The organism is Sphingomonas sp. KR3-1, assembly GCF_040049295.1.
In the GTDB taxonomy this organism is placed as follows: Bacteria; Pseudomonadota; Alphaproteobacteria; order Sphingomonadales; family Sphingomonadaceae; genus Sphingomonas.
The window spans coordinates 77,057-98,121 of the sequence record NZ_JBDZDQ010000004.1; the positions used below are offsets into that span (position 1 = coordinate 77,057).

The window sequence follows — 21,065 nt, forward strand, 5'->3', positions numbered from 1 at the left end:
GTATGGCCGGGCGCCGGGCCCGGCCGTTCGGGGATCACTGGTCGTCCGAGGCCGGGCCAAAGCCTTCGATCTCGACGATCACGGTAGAGGGGCGATCGTTGCGGCGGCTGTCCTGCACCGCATCCTGCGCCGCCTTGACCGCGCTGGCCGCGGCGTTCGACGCGCTGAGGTTGGCACTGACATCGACCGTGTTGGTCGGCACGCCGATCGCCTTGCCCTCGACCTGGATATTGTCGGCATTGGCGACGGCCTGCGCCGCGACGATCAGATTGCCGGCGACACGGATGCCGGCATCGCCCGCATCCACCGTGCCGCGCGGCGCCACCAAAGTGACCGTGGGCGGCGTCACGCCCGCCTCCCCGGCGAAGGCGGCGATACCCGCCCCGGTCACCTGGCTCGCGCCATCGATCCGGCAATAATAATCGACCGAGCAGACGAACTCGACCGGCTTGATCTCGCTCGAGGTCTTGCTGCCCTTGCCGGCGTTGATGTCGCCGTTCGACGACCAGATCGTCATGTCGCCACCGCGCTCGGTGAAGATGCGGCTCTGGGCGAGCAGCAGCGACTGGTCGAGAAAGATGTTCACCGCGCCCGTCTCCCAGGCAAGGATGCCCTGCGACTGCGGCCCGATGCCCGCCCGGCCCGGCGTGGCGGGAACATAGGGCGGGGACGCGGTCGAGCCGACCAGCATCTGGCCACCGGGCCCCATGATCGAGATGTCGCCGCCCTGCTGGGTCTGGATGGTCGAGCCGCGAATGTCGAGGTTGCCGGTCGCCACCCGGGTGGCCGCGCCGTTGGCTCCGCCCTCGAGATTGTTCTTGGTATAGCCGAGGCCCGAGGGGAACAGCGCCTCGATCGCCTGATAGCCGCGCGCATATTTGTTGAAATACAGGCTGTCGGGATCGTTGTAATCCGCGCCGGTCACCGCCAGCACGCGGAAGAACGCCTTCTCGACTAGCGCCTCGCGCTGTGCCACCGGCATCAGCTGGAAAGCGGCCCAGGCCTGATTGGCGGTAAGATCGGGCAAGGCGCCGTTTCCGCCCCCGCGCTTTTCCTGGTCGGCCTGATATTGCGCGACGGCGTCGATCAGATCGGCGTCGAAGGACGGGATGCCATCCAGAGCCCTCGACGGATCGAGATAGGCGGCCGCGAACGCATCCCACGCCACGCCCGAACCGGTGCCGAACAGCACCGAGATGCTGGCGCTGCCGCGCGGCAGATAGGGGTTGTAGTAATTGCCGATCGTCTGGATGCCCGTGCTCGGCAGGCGGCCGGTATCGGGCTGGTCGCGGTCGAGCGGGCCGAGGTCGCGCCCGGCCTGCACGTCGAGCGTGCCGGGGCCGGCGAGCTGGATCAGGCCGGGATTGACGTAGGCGGGGTAGATCCCACCGATACCAGAGGTCACCTTGCCCCCCGCCCGATCGATGATGTCGCGACCGGCGATGATGCTGGTAACGTCGCTGTCATAGAGGTTCTGGCCGAGGAAGATCAGGTCGTAGATATCGCGACCGGCATGAATCTGGGTCGGCTTGGTGGTCTGGAGCATCAGCGCATTGGTCTGCAGCCCGAGCAGGATCGGATCTTGCGTCTCCAGCCGGCCGCCGATGACGTCGCCGGTCAGGCTGTAGATCCGCGCGGGCTCGGTGTCGCCGGCATGGAGCAGCCCGTCGATATTCTGGATCGCCACGCCCGGGTTGCTCTGTAGGGCCAGGCTGACGTTGGGATTGACGTTGAGGATCGAGAGCAGCAGCGATGCCTTCACGTCGGTCATGCCGAAGGCCGAGTTAATGGCGACATCGCGGTTATAGACGAAGCGCACATCGCCATCGGCGATCAGGCTGAGCTGGCCCTTCGCAGACGGGTAGAGGTAACCGTCGCCCGCGACGGTGATCCCGCCGTCCAGCGCCGCGATGTCCACCGTCGCGGGCAGCATCGAATTGGCGCTTTCGCGCGCGCCGAAATAAGCGCCCAGCAGCCAATCCTGATTGTTGATCGTCAGGAAGCCGACATCGCCGATCGTGCTGCTGACGTGCAGCGCAGAACCGGTCGTGAGGCTCTGGTTGTCGCCGAAGAAAATGCCGGCATTCGGTGTCGCGCTTCCCATCTGCGAAGGATTGACCACGCCGCCGATATCGATGTCGCCGCGCGCATGGACCGCGAACTGCGAGTCCTGCACGCCGAGCAGCGTCGAAACCGGGCTCGACGTGCCGCTGGCCGCCTGGGTGAAGGTGAAGGACGGGCCGATCTTGCCGCCCGCGTCGATCCGCGCGCTGCCCTTCGACACGAAATAGGCGCCAGCGAGGACGTCACCACCCGCGGTAACGCTGAGATCGCCACCGCCGACTTGGTTGACCGTCTGGCTCGCGCGCGGGCCGGTGCCGGTGAGATACCAGGTGGTGGGCAGCGACACCGAGAGCTCGCGGATATCGCCGCCGGCCGAGACGGTCACGTCGCCGCCGGTGCTGAGAATGCCCTGGTCGAAATTGCCGAAATTGATCGAGCTGGCGGTGTCCTGCACGACCTGTGCGCCGTTGTTGCCGGTCTGCATCCACGGCCACCAATATTGGGTGATCAGCTGCCCCTTGTTCTTGGTGATGCTGCCGTCGAGATCATAGACCTGCTGGTTGCCGAGGATGTCGCCGCCGGCGGTGAGCGTGATGTCGCCGGCATCGTCGGACTGGACCGGCGCGGTGACGAGCAGCGTCGGCAATCGGTTATAGGCCGCGGTGAGTACCGAGCCGCGGATCACGCGGACGCCGGTGCCGGCGGCAGGCGCGCCCTCGGCCGGGGTGCCGGCGGTGTAGATCGCGCCCGGCGCGAGCGGATCGAGCAGGGTGATATCGTCGACCGCCGCGATGTCGATCGATCCAGTGCCCGTACGGATCACCGTCGGGAAGACGAGTGTCTTGCCGTAATAGGGATCCTTGACGTCGATCGCCTTGCCGCTCTCGTCGGCGGTGGCGCTGTCGATCACCGCAAAATGGCCCGTCACATCGACCGAGCCGGTGCCGGTGAGGCTGTTCAGCCCCAGCGGGTCGACCGCACCGAAATCGGCGCCCGCGACGAAGCGGAACGAACTGCTCTCGCCGCCGAACAAGGTCGCCGACGCGAGGCTGACCGGGCTGCCGGCGATCGGCATGTTCGACGGGCTGTTGTTCGGCCCGCGTGGTGCGACCGGCACTGTGACCGGGCCGCTGCCGCCGCCCGCGGCGGCGTTCTCGCGCGGAGCGAACGGCGCGTAGAAGAGCTGTGTGCCATCGACCTGATTGCCGACGCTGCCCCAGACGTAGAACGAATAGGCATAGTGGCCAGGGATGTAGATACTGCGATAATTCTGGCTGTAGGCGCCATAGTCCGCATCGATCGGCAGCTGCAACGGGATCGGCGTAGTGTCGTTGAAGCCGCTGTAATCGAAGAAGTTATTATAGAGCCAGCTATTCTGATAATAATCCTGATATTCCGCATAGGTCGCGAAATCGGATACCGGCCGCAGCGTGTCGCCAAACGGCGAATTGTTCGGTGAAACCGGCTTGAACCCCGGCCCTGCGCCGGTCTGATACTGTGCGAACAGCGTCGCCCAATTGTCGCCGCGCTGGGTGCCCACCTCACCGATATAGGCGGTGTAGTTCATGTAATATGCGTCGGTCTGCGAGGTCAGCGGCGCCTGGATCGGCTGGTAGCTCGGATCGGCGAGCAGGCTTGCGGTGCCACCCGACACCAGCTTGATCGAGCCGTTCCACAGCCCCTGAGAGTTCAGGAACGCCTTGCTCGCCTGATAGGCTGCCAGCGCATCCTTGTACGCCTGACTGCCGGGCGTGTCGCTGCGTGGCGCGAAGGGGGCGTAGAAGAGCTGCGAACCGGCGAGCACATTGCCGACCTTGGTGTTCACATAGGTGATGTAGGCGTTGTAGTTGGTCGCATAGGTCGCATAGTCAGCGGAATAGATGCCGTAATCCTGCGCGATCGGCAGCAGCAGCGGCGACGGTGTCTTCAATTTCAGGGCAACGGGCGTGGCCGCGAAATTGCCTTGCAGCCAGGTCGTATAGGCTGCCGCATAGGCGGCATAGGTCGAGTATGCAGCAGGCTGCGGCGCGACCAGGGTCGTCGGGCTATACACGAGGAAGCCGCGCGCCGCCGTGTTCTGGAGCCGGAAGCGGTACAGGAACTTCGACGTGTCCGAGCCGTCGCCGACCTCGCCGATATAGAGACCGTAATTGCCGTAATAGGCGTCCGACTGATCGGTCAGCGGCGCGATGATCGGTGAATAATAGGGATCGGCGGTGATGTCCGCGGTGCCGCCGCCTGGCGTGAGGCCTGATGCCGCCGCCCCCGATTTTAGCCGGACCGTGCCGTCCCAGGTGCCCCAGGTCTCCTGATAGCTGACGGCATCCTGATATTTCGCCAAGGCATCGGCATAGAGTTCGCCGGGCGTCGGCCCGCTGCTGGGCGGCGCCACCGGATCCTGCAGCACCGCGCCGTCATTCTGCTGGTAGAAGCCGTCGGTGATCGAGGCCTGGAGATCGATGTCATGCTCGGCGCGCACGGTCAGCACCGGCGCCTCGCGGCCATAGCGATAGGCGAGCGTGACGCCGCCGGTCTGGCCGGTGACACCCGCGCCAAGGTTCCAGTTGGTGAGGACCGAGATGTTGCCGCCGTTCACCGTCTCGCCGGGATTGGCGAGCTCGATGCCGGGGCGGACATGGACGTTGGCGATACCGGCATAGCGATTGCCGAAGCTGAAGCCGGGCGCCTGGATGAAGCCCATCAGCGTGCCCGGCCCCTGGGCGACGTCGCCGTTCTTGTAGCCGTAGAAGCCGGTGTGATCGGCGTTGGCCGTGGTCGGCGTGAAATAATATTTGTTCAGATAGTCCTTGAGCGCGGCGTCGTCGGCGGGCGGATCGAGGACGAGACCCTTCTCGTCGGTCCATTGGCCGGCGACGAGCCTGCCGTCGGCGCCGTACCAGCCGGCGGGATCGATGATGCCGTCGAAATGCTGTGCGCCGGTGGTGGTGTCGCCGGTACTCCACTTGGCATAGGGCTCGATCGTGACGCGGCCGGCGCCCTTGATGTTGGCATTGCCGCCGTCGATCGCGATGTTGACGTCGCCGTCGGTGAGTAGGGGGGCGCGGAATGAGACACTGCCGCCCGCCTCGCTCGAGCCGCCCGATACGTCGATCAACGCGCCGTTTCGGACGCGAATCGTGCCGCTATCGGCCTTAACGACATTCTCATAGCCATATTGGAGGTTGTAGCCGCTGCCAGCCACGCCGCTGGTGCCGATCGTCACGGCGCCGCCGTCCTGATGCGCCACCGAGCTGCTCGCGAGCAGCTTGCCGGACAGATCGACGCCGCTGGCACCGTACAGGTCGATATGGCCCGCCGCCTGGCCCGACACGTCGATCGTGCCGCTGACGATGACATTGCCGTCCGTCGCGCTCGGGTGCGTGCCGCCGTTGGCGGCGAGGTAGATCACCTGGCCCTTGAGAATCTTGTCGGCCGAGAGGGTAAGGTTGCCCGCGCCGCTGGTGACACTGAGCGCACCGGTGATGCCCGAGCTGGCGGTGAGATCGGCGATGCGGTCGAGGTCGATCGCGCTGCCCGAGGCGAGCGTGAGGCGCCCGCCGCGATACTTGTCCGCCGCATTGCCCTTGAGCGTGCCACCCAGATTGACCGCGCCCGAGGCCGAAAGCGTCAGGCCGCCGGCGTCGCCGCCCTTGTCGGCGCCCGAGAAATCGAGCGTTGCGCCGCTGCCGATCGCGATCGCGCCGTTGCTGGCAGTGAGCGTCAGATTGCCGCCGGGGGCATAGGCATCGGTGTCGAAGAAGGACTTGCCATAGCCCTTGGTGCTGACCAGCGCGCCGTCGCGCAGGGTCAGGTCGCCGGTGGTGGTGGCCAGCGTGACGTTGCCGGCAAGCGCCTGGATCGTGGCGTTGGTGGAGAGCGTACCGCCGGTGAGGCTGAGCGCGCCGCCCAGCGTCTCGCGGTCGATCGCGGTGCCGGCGCCGCGATTGAGCGTGAGCGCGCCCGTCGTCTTGATCGCAGTGTTGGCGCCGCTGTCGACGGTGAAGACCGGGGCCGTCATCGTCACGTCGAGCGTGCCGAAATCGACGCTGCCATTGCCCTGGCCGACAATGCCCTGGCTTGCGGTCGCGGTGACGCTGGCGAAGCCGCGGACGGTGACGTTGCCGACGCCGAAATCGAGCTCGCCGGCGTTGATCGCCAGCGTACCGGTGCCGCCCGCGAAGCTCGCGGTGCCGCCGACGTCGTTGGCGAGGGTAAGCCTGGGCGCAGTGATCGTCACATCGCCGCCGTCGCTGGCAAAGGCCGCCGCGCCGAGGATCAGCGACTGCTTCGTCGCGAGATCGACATCGCCGTAGAAGGTCATGGTCGAGCGGCTGTGCAGCCCGAGCGTGCCGACATTGGCGAGCTGCGCGAGCAGTGCCTCGCCGACGACGAAACCGGTCGGCGTCGCCGCCGAGCCGTCGCCGAGGAAGGCGATGGCGTTGGCGTTCACATCGATCGCGTCGCCGGTGAAGCTGGCGCCCGGATCGAGCAGCAGATTGCCGGTCGCATCGAGGATCGCCGACTTGCCGCCCTGGATCGAGGCACCGGCGCGAATGTCGAGCAGGCCGGTGGCGGTGCCCGCCACGCCGTCGAGGCCGGGGACGTTGGTGCGGATCACCGCGACCGAACCACCGTTCGAGACGCGGACCAGCGCGCCGTCGCCGCTCGCACCGCCTGTCGCGCCGATCAGGATCGGGGCGCTCGACGGATTGGCGATGTCGCCCTTGGCGGCGAGCACGCTGCCGCGCTCGATCAGCAGGCCCGTCGCGCCGCCGGCCTTGGTGACGAGCATCACTTCGGGGCCGGTGAGCGCCGAACCGCTGTCGTTCGACAGCACGACGCTGGTCGCCGCGGCGTTGATCGTGGTGCCGTTCACCCCGTCGCTGCGCGTGCCTCCGATCAGCAGGCTCTCGGCGCCGAGATTGGAGAGCGCGGTCGCGTCGACCTGGAGATAGCCGGTACGCGCGACGCCGCTGCCGCCGAGGATCTGGATCGCCTGCGCGCTGATGTCGACCGCGGCGCCGCGGCCCTTGTCGCCGGCCTTGGCGTTGAGCGTGCCGTCGAGCTTCAGTGCGTTGGACGCCGCCAGCACCAGCCGGCCGGCATCGACCGGCGTACGCGTCGCCGAGGTTCCGGCATGCGTCGCCTGACCCGGGAAGTAGGTATCGGCCGGCGTGATCGTATATTCGCTATACTGCTTCCACACCTCCTGCGACTGGACGAGGAAGCTGGTGCTGCGGGCATCCTGCTTGCCGGTCAGCGCATCGACATAGCGGCCGGAGACGACGCGGCTGCCGTCGGCGAGCGTGACATTGTCGCTCGCGACGCTGTCGACCGTGCCGGTCTGCTGGACGACGCGGAAGGCGCCCGGCATCGTCGCATATTCGCCCGGGAGCAGCGTGTAGACGCCGTCGGGCAGGCCCGGCACACCCGAGAGATAGACCGACTTGCCGACGCTCGAGACGAGGTCGCTGCCCGGATGGCCGAAGCTCGGGTCATAGGCGGCAACCGGTGCGGCATAGCCCGGCACCACCGCATAGACCGGGCGGCCATCGGCGTAGAGCGGCGTCTGCGTCGCCGCCGCGCCGCTCGAATAAGTGGTGTTGACGGCGTTGAGCAGGTCGCGCGAGCCGCCGGTGCCGGGCACCCATTCCTGCGCATAGAGATTGCCGCCGCCCGACAGGTCCACCGGCGCGCCGCTCGCGAAATCGACGCTGTCGCCGGCCAGGCCGATCAGCTTCTCGGGCGCCTGGGTGAGCGGATCGAGCCTGGTGGTGGTGCCGTTCGAATTCTGGACGACCAGCGCCCAGTCCTTGCCGTCCGTCGTGCTGCCATAGGGCAGCGAGCGATTATCGAGCGAGACCGAAGTCAGGCTGCCCGCGCCGAGCGTGACCGACTGGGTATGGATCAGCGGCAGGTTGTTGAACGCCGTCTTGATGCCCGCGTCGGCGATGTCGCCGACACCGAGCTGGATCGTGCCCGACGGGGCGCGGATCGTGCCGTCCTGGACGATGGTGGCTGCGTCGACGAGCAGCGCTCCGCCGGCCGAAACCGGCGCCGTGGTGCTGCCATTGCCGAGGAAGGTGATCGTCGAGCCTGCAGTCGGCGCGGCGATCAGGAACACGGTGCCGGTCGCCGGGTAGAGCTGCGCCGCCTTGAAGGTCAGGTCGCCCGCAGTGACCAGCTCGCCGGGGCGGCCGGTCTTGAGTGCGCTGACATAAGACAGCTCGGCGGGCATCATCAGGCGGATGTCGCCGCTGCTGGTGAAGTTGGCATCGCCGAAGCGCTGGAGCGCGAACTGGCCGATCAGATCGATCTGGCGGGCGTTGACGTCGAGCGTCGCATCGCCGCCAGCCAGGACCGGCGTGATGTTGGTGAGACCGCCGCCGGCGAGCGCGACATAGGCGGAGTCGATGTTGACGTGCGTCCCGCCGACCGAAACCGTCCCCGCGCTCTGGGTCGGGACGCTCGTCGCCCCCTTGGGCAGCGCGAGATAGTTGTGCGCGTTCATCACCACGGCGCGATCGAGCGACAGGTTCACATCGCCAGCGAAGGCAATCGTGTTCAGCGTCGCCGGCAGGATCGTGTCATAGCTGGTCGACAGGCGCGTCGGATCGTCGCCGAGCACCAGCGTGTCGATGCCCGATCCATCGAGGCGATCAACGGCGAAATGCATCACCGTCGAGATGCCGCCACCCTCGATCGCGCCGCCCGCTTGCATGCCGCTGGTGACGAGATTGCCCGATTGCTGGACAAGGATCGCCGTGGCCGACGGCGGCAAGGCGGTGGGCAGGCCGCGTCCGTCGAAATCGGGGATCGCCGCGATCTGCAGCGTGCCGCCGCGCGCCGCCGCGCTGCCGCCCTGCGCGACCAGCGTGCCGTCATAATAGAGCCCGTTGCTCGAGCCGAGCACGATGCTGCCGCCGTCGCTCGCCACCTGCGTCGCGCGCCAGTCGACCGGGGCTAGCGGGTTGGCGGATTGCGTGCGGATATCGAGTATCGCGGAGGCGCCCGACGCGTCGATCCGGCTCCCGGCCTCGGCGACGACGAAGGCGTTGGTGCCCTGGACCGAGACGCTGCCGCCGTCCAGCACCACGCCGGCGACGGGGATGGTGCCATCGCGCAGCGGCGCGGCGAACGGATCGACCAGCGCGATGCCCGAGACGTCGATCACGCTGTTCTTGCCGAGCCAGACCGAGCGGCTGGCATAGTCATAGCCGGCGCCGCCGTTGCGCAGGCCGGTGATCTCGACCGAGCCGCCATGCGCGGTGATCCCGCCGAGCAGGGTCAGCTGGCCATAGGAAGACAGCGCGATATCGGCGCCGGCATCGGCCTGGATCGACGCCCCCTCGCCCACCAGCAACGTGCCGGTCACGCCGGTGAAGCTCGCCCGCGTGGCCGTGCTGCCGCCATTGGCGATGCCGTCGTTCCAGGTGAGATAGCTGCCCGCGGTCAGCGCGAAGTCGGTCGCCTGGCGGTGATAGGGATCGAGCGTGCCGAGCGTCGCGACGCTGTCGATATCGCTGCCGGTGCCGAGCTGCGCGAGCGCGGGCAGGTCCGCGACATAGTTGCGCTGCGACACGGCCACCGTGGTGCCGGCGGCGATCGTCGCATCATAGACCGCGCCCAGCTTGTACGCGCCGAAGCCCTGGCCAGCGAACCAGTCCGCGGACAGATAGGTGCCATAGCTCGGCGCCACCGCCGGATCGCCGCCGATCTGGAGGCCCAGCGCCTGGATCGACAGCGTGCCGCCGCCCGAAAAGCCATAGCCCTTGAGCGTCGCGCCCAGCTCGAGCCGCGCCCCGGTCAGCGGCGCGCCGCCGCCGGCCTCCACCAGGTTGCCGATCACCCATTCGGGCGTGTCCATATAGACGCCGAGGCTGATGTTGCCGCCCTTGCCGGTGACCACGCCGTTCCGCGTCGCGACGCGGCCGAGCATGTCGACATAGCCGCCGCCCGACGCATCGAGCACGCTGCCCTGCTTGAGGATCACGCTGCCGGTGGTGTCATAGGGGCCGCCCCCGCCCCCGCCATTGCTCGCGCGCGCATACATTGCGGTGGCGATCGACTTGATCGTGATCGATCCGCCATTGGCGAAGCTGTCGCCGGTCCGTGCGTCGAGCGCGAGGCCGCGATCATTGACCCACAGGCCCGACACGTCGAGCAGCGCATGCTCGCCCACCATGATGTCGCCGTGCACGGGCACGGTGCTGTCGGTATAGAGGACCGGGCTGGCGCCGATGCCGGCATCGGGCGCGCCGTTGCGGAGCAATGTCACGCCGGTGATGCCGGTCGAGACGAGATTGATGCTGCCGGCGTGCGCGGTGAGGCTGCCGTAGACGTTCATCTTGCCTGCGGTCAGATTGATGCTGCCGCCCGGCGTCACGCGCAGCGCGGCATCGGCATCGACGGTGAGCATGTCGGCGACCAGCGATACCGTGCCGAAACCGCCGGCGTCGATCGTGTCCGCGGAGACGTTCGGCGTCCACAGGATATTGCCGATGTCGCTCGGCGCGAGCGCGAGCCGCTCGGGCGTGTAGAGGCTGGTCTTGGCCCCGAAATCGGCGCCGAGATCGGCATAGTCGGTGCCGTCCGCCGATACGCGCAGCCCCAGCGCGGAGAGCGTCAGCGCGGCGCCCTTCGGCTCCTTGCCGCCGCCGATCTGGTAGCGCCCGATCACCGTTTCGCCGTGCAGCGTTCCCGCGAGGACCATCTGCCCGGCAGTGATGCTGAGCGCACCGCCCTTGCCGCCCTGGACATAGCTGCTCTCATAGGCAGCGCCGCCGTTCATCATGCCGTTGCTGAAATTGTCGGTGACGCCCCAGCGGCTGTGGTCGATGCTCGTCTGGCCGGCGAAGCCGACATAGGTCATCAGCGGATCGGCGCTGCTCGCGTCGTAGATCCGTCCGTCGGCGCCGATCAGCCGCGTCGTCTGCACCGAGCCGCCGAGATATTGGGTATAGCCGCCCGACACGTCGAGCGAGCCGCCCGGCGCCAGCACGACGCTGTTGCCGGTGATCGCGATCGATCCGCCATCGACCAGCAACTGGCTCACGCTGCGCGGCGTGTTCTGGACATAGCCGCCGACATTGGCGACCGGCGAGCCGACCCAGAACAGGCCGTCCTCGCGCGTGCCGCTATCGCGGCCGTCGACGGTGAACGGGCTCTTGTAGAGAATGCCGTCGCGCTGCACCGGCGAGTCCGCAAGCTCGTTCTGGCCGAGGCGCGGCACCGTGACGAGATTGTCCGACATCGGCCGCTGCACGTCCGCCAGCCCGGCGACGCTGATCATCGCGTCCTTGTCGATCTGGAGGCGCCCGGGAACCATGCCGTTGAGGATCTCGCCGAAGAAATCGCTCTCCTCGCGCGAGGTCGCGCTCGTCAGCGTCAGCGCCGCGCCCGGTGCGTACAGCGTCGAGCCCGACTGGAACCAGAGCGCGGCACCGGTGACGTTGACCGATCCGGCCTCGAACACGTCGTCCGCCGCCGGCGTCGAGGACGTGGTTTCGCTGCCCGCATCCGGCAGCACGCCGGTGAACGAGCGCCCGGTGAAGCTGACGGCACCGATCACGGTGGAGCCGCTATTGGCATCGAGCGCATAGCCGGCGAGGATGTTGACGCTGCCGGGCTTGGTGATGCCGGTGGTCGCCATCACCAGCCCGTCCTGCGTGACCGAGCCGGCGATCAGCGAGACATTGCTGCGCAGGCCGACGATCGAGCCGGTGTTGGTGACCGAATAATGGACGGAGTCGCCGTTCGCCAGCGGCGTCCGGACCGAATAGACCAACGGCACGAGCGTGCCGGCGCTGCTCCTGGAGAAGTCGAACGTCATGCTGCGGCCGGCGGCGAGGATCGTCTGCCCGCCATTGGCGACGATGTTGCCGGCATTGTTGACATTGGTGCCGAGCAGGATCGAGTAGCCGCCCTCCTTGGTCTCGATGTTCGCGCCTGCCTCGACCGTGATGTCGCCGGTCGCCGCGACCGGGGCGGTGTCGCCGAAGATCGCGGTGCTGTTGCTGAGCGGATTGCCGATGCCGCCGTTCAGGAACGCCTGGTTGGACTGGTCGACCGTCTGGTTGTTGAGCTGCATGAACGACAGCGAGCTGACGATCAGCGAGTGGGTGTTGACCTGGCTGGTGCCGGAGAAGATCACGCCGTTGCGGTTGATGAGGTAGACCGAACCCTCGGCCTTGATCTGGCCCTGGATCTGCGAGGGCGCGAGGCTGGGATCGTTGATCCGGTTGAGCGCGATCCACTCGTTCGAGCCGTCGGCCTGGGTGCCCTTGGTCTGGTCGAAATGGACGGTCGTGTCCTTGCCGACGTTGAAGCTGTCCCAGGTCAGGATCGCCTTGGCCGCGGTCTGGTCGATGGTGACCAGCGTCTTGCCGTCGGCGCCGAGGATCTGGGTGGGCTTGTCGGCATTCTGCCACAGCGACGCATTGGTGGTGATCGCGCCGGCGGGAACGAGACCGCCGGCGATCAGGCCGTTGGGCACCGTAGTCGGCTTGGCGAGCGCAGCGGCGCGCGCGGCAGCCTGGGCCTGGTTGGCGAGATCGAGCGCCGTCGCGGTGCGCGCCTTGATCGCGTTCTGGCGAGCCAGCGCCGACTGGGCGGTCGGCGGCAGCGTCGTTACCGGGGCGCCGTTCGACGGGCGGCCGCCGCTCGCCAGCGCGGGCGCGCCGCGGATGCCGGAAACGGTCTGCGCGAACGCCTGCTGGCTGACGAGCAGCGTGACGAGGCTGGCGCCGGTGAGCAACGCGGTACGGACATGCGACATGGGAAGCCCCTGTTTGAAACGGTTTGGATGGCGGTCTCGGCGCGGCGCGATCATCGCGGCACGGGCCCTGCCGGGTGGGAATAGCTTGGTGCCGGCGGCCGGTACGGCGTCGCGGCCTTGCCGAAATTGCGGCCCATGCGCTGGGCAGTGGCGGTCTGGCTGAAGGTGCCGACGCGGCTGGGCGTCGTCGCCTCGGCCTCGCCTTCGCGCGCAGGCGAAGGCGTCGGGTGGCCGGCGCCGGATAGCTTCAGCTGGGCATTGAGGCAGGCGAGGTCGGCCGGGCGGCAGGCGGGTGCCTGGCCGGTGACGACGATGCCCGGATCGCTAACAGGCTGGCGGCTGTCCTGCGCGCCGGCGGGCGCCGCCGTCAGGATCAGGCCCGGCAAAAGGAGGCGAGGCGCGCTGGCCAAATGCGACGATAGCCAGCACGCCCCGCCCATGGGCAGGCGGCGCGTATACGCGTCATGCGCGGTGAAAGGGAGAACGCCGAACATGCCCCGCCGCCTGCGTTAGAAGTGGACGTTGAGATCGACCTGAAGCAGGTCGACCTTGAACGGCGGGCCGGAAAGCTCCTGCGCGCTCATCCAGCGCGCACCGATATTGGTGTTGTGCAGCAGCCCGTAGGTGCCGCCGATCGTCCAGCCCTGGGCATTGGTGCCACCCAGATGGAAGTCGCTGTCAGTGAAGGCGTCGAGCAGCGCGTCGGGCTCGATATGGCGATAGGATGCGGTGAGCGCCCACAGCCCGCGACGATCGACCACCGGCGCGCCGATCGTGGCGCGGACCAGCCAGGCGGTGTCGCCGCTGGCGAAGATGCTCTTGCCCGCCGGACAGATGCCGCCGACCAGGGTGACCGAACAGGCCTCATTGTTGTTGGCGATCTGCGACAGTCCGGAATTCGGGTTGAAGCCGCGCGCCAGCGCCTCGGCACGGTCAAAGCCGAGATTCCTGGCGAAATGGCCGGCCAGGTTGAGGTGGATGCCATCCGACAGCGCCCAGTCGACATCGCCCGACACGGCGAGGACGTGGAACTGCGAGGCGAGGCCATAATATTGCGGGCTCGCGGTGTTGGTCGGATCGGTGGTGGTGATGTCGCGCAGCGCGAACAGCGTGTTGCCACGCTGGCTGAAGCCGGGCCGCGAATAGTCGGTCAGGCAGAAGTCGGCGAGGTTCGAGCAGGACGGCGACAGGTCGCCTTCGATGTTCTTGTAGTGATAATAGGCAGCGTTAATCCCGGCGGTCACGCTGTCGCTCGCGGTCCAGGTCGCGCCGACCTGCCCGGCGAACAGCCATTTGCTGGTGCTGCCGCTGTCCTTGATGCTCGAGATTGCAGTGCCGGGCGTATCCTGGCCGGCAAAGTCCAGCGGGAAGGCGCCGGCGAGCACGAAGCCTTTCAGGCTGGAGCCAACGCCATATTCGTAGCTGAGCGCGGCGCCGTCGAGATTGACGTCCTCGTCCCACACCAGCTCGCGCTGGCGGAACGGATTGGCCATCCGCCCGAGCAGCACATGCGCGCCCGCGACCGGGCGATAATCGACATAGGCGCGATCGAGCCAGATGCTCTTCTCGCCGAAATAACCGCCCAGATTGGCGTTGGTCGAGACCGGCCCCTGCTGATCGCCGGTGGCGAGCCGGAAATAGGCGGTCAGATCCTTGTCGATATCGGCCTCGACGCCCAGCCGGGCGCGAATCCGCGCATAGTTGCGGTCGCGGCGGGAGTTGAGGATCGGCGGGTTGTAGGGATTGGTCGAAGGATCGGTGTTGAACGGCTGGCCGTTGTTGATCGCAGCGACATTGACGAAATCGAGCGCGTTGTTCTTGTCAAAGAACATCGCGTCATCGCGCACGCGCAGGTCGCCGGTGATGCGGATGCTGCGCGTCCAGGCGGGCACGGCGTCCGGGGCGACCAGGCCGTCGCGCCTAGCGTCGGCGAGGACTTCCTTCTTCACTTCCTCCTTGAGCTGGTCGCGGACGAACTGCGGCACGTAGCGGACCGAGGTACCCGGCTGCGCCGATGCCGGCGAGGCCGCGGCGATCGCGGTCTGCGCGTTGCTCTGCGCGGCCTGCGCGACCTGCGCGGTGGCGCGCGCCTGGTTTGCCTCGGCTTCGGCCTGGGCGATCATCTCGTCGGCCTCGGCACGGGTGAGCACCTTCTTCTCGACCAGCTTGTTGATCAGGTTGACGGTGGCGTTTTGCGATACCGGTGCATCCTGCGCGCAGGCGGCGCTCGCCGAGAGCAGCGCGCTGGCGCCGAGCAGGGCGGCAACGAGAGTGCGCGCGAACGGGCGCTTGGACTTCGAAAGCATGGAAATTCCCCTTTGGGCGCTGCGGCCCGATGCGGTGATGCTTGTGGTGGCGAGGGACGGGTTCATCCGTTCCTCCGGAATTCGACGCGGATCTGGACCGGCATGGAAAGGCTTGGGTCAGGCGGGCGCACCGAGCGGCCGAGCAGCGCATCGCGGATCGCGTCGCTCTTGTCGGTGTCGCTCACCTCGGCGCGGGTGATCCGCCCCGAGGCGTCGATCCAGAGGCGCGCGCGCGCGCTGAGCACTGCGGTGCGCAAGCCCTTGGCGTTCTCGACCGCGCGGCGCAGCTCTCCCTGGAGGTAGCTTGCATAGGCCGCGCGGTTGAACCCGCCCACGCCACCGGTGCCGGCCAGACCGCCGCCGCGCATCCCGCCGCCCGAACCCGAACCGATGTTGAAGCCGTCGCCGCCGGCCTGGGCCGGGCCGTCGATCGACACTGCCTGCCCCGCCGATGGCGCCGCCGCCTGGGGCTGGGCCGGGGTCGGTTGCTGCGGCGTCGGCTGCGGCTGGTTGACCGGCTGGGGCGGCACCTCCTCGGGCTGCGGCTCGGGCTTGGCCTGCTCGGGCGGTGGCGGCGGTGGAGGTGGGGGCGGAACGAGCGGGATCAGCACCGATTGCTCGGCGGACTGGCGCGTCATCGTCAGCCGCTGGGTCGAAGCCCACCAGCCAAGCAGCGCCAGCGCCGCCACCGCGCCCCCGGCCAGCAGCCAGGGCCGGATCGGCGTGCGTCCATAATCCTGGCTAAGGGTGGCCATCGGCTCAGCCCTTCGCCTTGCCGGTCACCAGACCGAATTTGGTGATCTCCAGCCGCCGCAGCAGGTCGAGCACCTCGACCACCTTGGCATACTGAACCTGGCCGTCGCCCTTGACGACCACCGGGAAGTCCGGGGTCTGCGCCTGCTGTGTGCGCAGCCGGTCCTCGAGCTCGGTCATCGAGACCGGGAAAGCCTCGAAATAGACCTGGCCCGCGTCGTCGATCGTGATCGCCTTGGTGTTACTCTCCAGGCTCGCCGCCGAACTCGCCTTGGGCAGGTTGACCTTGATCCCCTGCACGCTCGCCGTCGTCATGATGATGAAGATGACGAGCAGCACGAAGGCGAGATCGAGCATCGGCGTGATGTTGATGTCGTCGTACGGTTTGGCTTCGGACTGGATCTTCATCGCCGCTTACTCCGCCGGCTGGGCGCGGAGCGCCCGGCGGTGGAGATCGGCGAAGCGAGTGATCAGCTTGTCGACGAAGACCTGCATGCCCGCCGTCACTTCGGAGTTGCGGCTGGCGATGTAATTGTATCCGAACAGCGCCGGGATCGCGACGAACAGGCCGACCACCGTAGCGAGCAATGCGGCGGAGACGCCCGGCGCGATCGCGTTGACGTTAACGTCGCCGGCCAGCGCGATCGCCGCGAAGGTGATCATCACGCCGAGTACGGTGCCGAGCAGGCCGATGAACGGACCGCCCGAGATCGCGATCGTCAGCAGCACCATCCAGCGGTTGAGCTTCTGCGTCTCCTCGACCTGCTGCGCGTCCAGGCTGGCACGGATCGCTTCGACGGTTTCCTCGGCGAGCGCGCCGCCATGGGCTTCCTGCGAAGCCAGCTCGAACTCGGCGACGCCGGCGGCGTAGATGCGCGCGCGGGGGCTGTCGGCGAGCAGGCGGCGCTCGCTGTTGCTCAGTTGCTCCTGCCAGCCGGTGGAGAGCACATCGCCGCGGCGCTGGGCGAACATCGCCTGGAAGGCACGGTCGGCGCGGCTCGCGCGGCCGACATAGCTGCCCTTGGCGATCATCACGACCCAAGAGATAAGCGACATGATCATCAGCAGGCCGATCACGCCCCAGGCATCGGGGGTGACGTTCTTGAAGATCACGCCGAAATAGCCAAAGCCTTCGCCCGAGGGCTGCTCGTCGGCACCGAAGGCGAGCAGCTTGCCGCCGCGACCCTGGCTGGCGAAATTCGCCTTGGCCCAGGCGGCATCGCGCGCAGTGCCCGAGAGGCGGAGTTCGTCGATCTGGCCGGTAAAGCCCTCGCCGATCGTCGCGGCGCCGGTCAGCGCCGGCAGCGGCGCGGCAAGCCTGGCGGCCTCGACGCCGTTGACGTAGAGAACCGCGCCCTCGGCATTGGCCGAGACGGTGACCTGGCTCCAGTCGGTGATCGCGGCAGTGGCGGCGGCGCGCTGCTCGCCGATCGCGACATAAGGCATGCCTTGCGCCAGGCCGATCACAAAGCCTTCCGGCGTCTTGTAGAGCGTCGCGTCGCTCGGCGTCGCGGGCTTGACCCAGGCTTCGAAGCTGAAGCCGTTGGCCGGGTTGACCGCAGTCGCGGGCGAGGCGGCGATGGCGAGCGGCGCGCCGGTGAACTGCGCCCCCTGGCCGATCGCGCCGGCCGCGAAGCTCGCCTGGCCCTGGGCGACAGTGGCGTTTGCGGTGGCGTCGCTCAGATTGCCCGCGAAGTGGAACACCGCGCGGTAGCTCGCGTCGAACGACTTGGGCGCCGAGGCGGCGGCAGTGGCGTCCTTGCTACCATAATAGAGGAACAGCTTGGCCTGGCCGTTGGCAGGCAGCTCGGCCAGGTCGACCCAGACCATCGCGAGGCCGATCTTCGGATCGAAGCTTTCGATGTGGAAGGCGAGCGGCGTCTTGTCGTCCTGCGCGACGAAGCGGATGTCGCTGCCATCGGGCTTGGCATCCTCGAAGCGGAAGTTCGAGCTGTCGAGCCGCACCAGCACCGGGAAGCGCTTCTCCGCAGCGGCAATGCCGCCGGCGGCGGTGTCGACGGTGATTGCCTTGCGATAGGCCCAGCCATTGTCCCACCAGGCCGCCGCCGGGCTCGCCCAGCCGACCAACGCGGTGGCCGCGAGCGCGAGGCTCAGTATCTGCTTCTTCATGTCAGTCCCCCAAAGGATAGGCGCGACCGCTTGGCCGGCGCGCGGCGTGGTTCAGAAATCGGCGGAAACGCGGAAATGGACGCGGACGTCACCGGCATGGGTGAGCCCGACATCGCGGAGCGGCACGGCGACATCGAGGTCGCCCGACAGTGTGTGCAACAGCTTGAGCCGAAGCCCGCCGCCAACGCTGAACAACCCGAAGCTGCCCTGCTGCTCGGGCAGCGGATCGATCAGCCACACCCGGCCGCTATCGGCGAAGGCGATCAGGCGGAGCTCGTCGGCGACCTTGCCGGTGAAGCGGTCGAGCGAAGGCGAGCGCAGCTCGATCGACGCGCCCACGCCATTGTCGCCGATCGCCTCGCTCTGCAGATAGCCGCGCACCGTGCCGGCGCCGCCCAGTGCCATCTGCTCGTTCGAGACGAGCGGCTCGCTGGCGAACTGGCCGTTCGCGCTCGTGTAGAGCTGCATGCCCAACGGCAGGTTGTAGAGATAGTCGACGCTGCCATGGAGATAGGCGAAGCCGCCGGTCGCGCGGTAGCGCTTGGTATCGAAATCGGCGAGGTCGCTGCCGAGCCCGCGGAACGCAAAGGTCGTCGCCAGATCATAGCCGAACGTCCCGTGATCGTCCGCAAGCGAACCCGAATATTCCAGGCTGACCGGGAAATAGGTGATCGGCGCCTTGCTCACCGCGGCGCCGAATACGGTGTCTTCCTTGAAGTCCTTCCACGCCGCCGACAGGCTGATGCGGTGGTAGAAACCGGGGCCGCCTTTCAGCGTCTTGGTCAGCGCCATCGTCACCGAGGTGCCGTCACCCAGCACATTGGTGTCGCCCACCGTGGCGACGTCGCTGTTCGAGATCAGCCCGGTGGTATCGAGCCGCAGACTGTCACTCAGCGGCACGCCGTAGGAGACGACCCAGACTTCGCTGTCCTTCCGCCGCTCGGGCGCGACGGCATAGAAGACCGAAGCCGACTGGCCGGTGCCCAGCACGTCGTCCCAACGCAGATTGGCCTGGACGCGAGTCCTGGTGGTGTCGCGGCTGTAGCGGTTGCTCAGCTCGACGCCGCCATGCACCGGCAGCTTGTCCTCGACCGTGAGCGCCACGTCGATCGTGCCGGGCTGGCTGCCCGGTTTGAGCTCGGGCGTCACCTGGCGATCGGCCGAGCGGCTGTTGAGCGCTGCCAGTTCGCTGCTGAGCTTGCCCAGATCAGGAACGCTGCCGGTGGCCGCCGAGGGCAGCGCGGCGGTGACCTGCTTGTCCGAGGTGAACTTGCCGCCCGCGACGGAGACCGTGCCGATCCTGGTCTCGGTCACCAGCAACCGCACCCGGCCGCCCACGACATTCTGCTGCGGAATCTCGACGAAGACGGTCTTGAGGCCCCTGGCTTCATAGACCTTCTGCAGCGCGGCCTTGGCGCCCTCGACATCGGCGAGCGTCTTGTCGGGGCCGAGAAACGGATAGACCGCACGCTCGATCTCGTCGTCTGAGAGGACCGTGTTCCCCTCGACATAATATTCGTTGATGTCGACATGGCGCGCATCGGCGCCGCTGCTGGCCTGCGCGTCTTCTCCGGCGCTTGCCGGCGCCTCCTGCGCAAGAGCAGGATGCGCCGTCATCGCCATCACGGAGCCAAGCAACAGGACACGCAGCCGCGTTCGGCCCCGTGCCGTTGAAATAACGGACATTCGAAATCACCCCCAAAAGCAGGTAAAGCACGATCAATCTCATCCAACATCATTGGATAAGCTCGCATGTATTCCCGATTTAACTTGGATTCGCGCCTAAGGACGCGCTCCTAAACAGACTGTGTGACAGTATTATTTAAAACGGGCGCGACTTCGTGTTTTCTCCTCTTTTTGAAACAGCTTGATGCCGTTCGCAAAGCAGCGAGGGATGACCGCAAGGCGCGCCCGCGCAACTGCGCGGACCGCGATGTATTCATGCCTCTACCTGAAGAATGCCGGCCGAAGCCCGGCGCGAAATCTTTTTTGAAAAAATCAGCCGAGCAGGACGATGCCGCCCGGCAGGTGCCTGGCCGAGGCGCGCGAGACCGCCTGGATCTGCGCCAGCGCACGGTCCATCGCGCCAAGGCGGAACACCGCGTTGACCGGGATCCGCCCGAGCGCGGCGTTGGTCAGGATGATCCGGCCCGAGCGATAGCGATTGATCTCCTCGACCACCTCGCCGAGCGGCCGATCGGTGAACACCAATTCGCCCCGCCGCCACGCTTCGACCTGGCGGGTATCGACTGCGGCCACCGCGCCGAGGCCGGCATCGCCCACCACAACCTGCTGGCCGGAGTCCAGTTGCAGGCGGCCGGTGCGCCGATCGGCGACCTCGACCGTACCGGCAAAGCAGGTGACGCAGGTACCGCTATCGGCGAGACGCACGGAAAAACGCCCTTCCCCGCTCCGCGCCTCGGCGGCGGCGGTCTCGATCACTGCGGGCATCCCCGGCCGCGCGGCATCGACCGCGACTTCACCCGAGATCAGCGCCAGCCGATGCGCCGCGCTATCCTGCCGGCGCGCGACGCTGGTGCGCGTGTTGAGTTCGACCGAGAGCCCCTGCGCGAGCTGCAGCGTACGCTGCTCGCCCGGAGCGGTACGATAGTCCGCCCGGAGCTCGGCGAAGGAAGGCCAAAGCCCAAGCGGCGGACGCACGAGCAACACGCCGCCCACCGACGCCGCCAATGCCCCGCCGAGAAACGCCCGACGCGCGAGCACGGGCTTCTTCGCCGGCGGCGCGACCTGGAGCAAATGCGCGAATGCGGGCTCGCTCCGCATCGCGTCGCGCGCACCGCGCATGCGGCGGTGCAAGCGCACCGCGTCGCGCAGTGCCTCGGCATGGTCCGGGCTGCGCGCGCGCCACAGCAGCATCGCATCGGTATCGGCGCGCGTAGCCTCCGGCGCCGAGACACAATCGATCCACTCGCGCGCTTCGCGTGCGAGGTCCTGGGGTGCAACGTCGTCGGCCTGGTGGCTCATCCGGCGCCTTTTCTAATCGTGATCATGCTGCGCGGGCACAGGCGGTTCTT

8 protein-coding genes are annotated in these 21,065 nt (G+C 67.6%); all 8 read right to left on the reverse strand.

Annotation, left to right across the window (positions count from 1 at the left end):
* Positions 1 to 34: 34 nt before the first annotated feature.
* Positions 35 to 12,841, reverse strand: a complete 12,807-nt coding sequence (locus ABLE38_RS19490; protein WP_348975919.1) for a filamentous haemagglutinin family protein — start codon at positions 12,839 to 12,841, stop codon at positions 35 to 37.
* Between the two features lie 50 nt (positions 12,842 to 12,891).
* Positions 12,892 to 13,227: a hypothetical protein gene (locus tag ABLE38_RS19495; protein ID WP_348975920.1), complete on the reverse strand. Its 336-nt coding sequence runs from the start codon at positions 13,225 to 13,227 to the stop codon at positions 12,892 to 12,894.
* A gap of 123 nt (positions 13,228 to 13,350) precedes the next feature.
* On the reverse strand, positions 13,351 to 15,147 hold the full coding sequence (locus ABLE38_RS19500) for a putative porin (protein ID WP_348975921.1): 1,797 nt from the start codon (positions 15,145 to 15,147) through the stop codon (positions 13,351 to 13,353).
* A 62-nt stretch (positions 15,148 to 15,209) separates the two neighbouring features.
* Entirely contained in the window at positions 15,210 to 15,902 is a 693-nt protein-coding gene (locus ABLE38_RS19505) for a hypothetical protein (RefSeq protein ID WP_348975922.1), read from the reverse strand.
* Between the two features lie 4 nt (positions 15,903 to 15,906).
* Positions 15,907 to 16,308: a biopolymer transporter ExbD gene (locus tag ABLE38_RS19510; RefSeq protein ID WP_348975923.1), complete on the reverse strand. Its 402-nt coding sequence runs from the start codon at positions 16,306 to 16,308 to the stop codon at positions 15,907 to 15,909.
* Positions 16,309 to 16,314: 6 nt separating this feature from the next.
* Positions 16,315 to 18,030 (reverse strand): DUF2341 domain-containing protein, encoded by a 1,716-nt coding sequence (locus ABLE38_RS19515; protein WP_348975924.1) that lies wholly within the window; start codon positions 18,028 to 18,030, stop codon positions 16,315 to 16,317.
* Between the two features lie 51 nt (positions 18,031 to 18,081).
* Positions 18,082 to 19,647 (reverse strand): ShlB/FhaC/HecB family hemolysin secretion/activation protein, encoded by a 1,566-nt coding sequence (locus tag ABLE38_RS19520; RefSeq protein ID WP_348975925.1) that lies wholly within the window; start codon positions 19,645 to 19,647, stop codon positions 18,082 to 18,084.
* Positions 19,648 to 20,028: 381 nt separating this feature from the next.
* Positions 20,029 to 21,015 carry a FecR domain-containing protein gene (locus tag ABLE38_RS19525; protein WP_348975926.1) on the reverse strand — a complete coding sequence of 329 codons (987 nt, stop codon included), beginning with the start codon at positions 21,013 to 21,015 and terminating at the stop codon, positions 20,029 to 20,031.
* Positions 21,016 to 21,065: the final 50 nt, after the last annotated feature.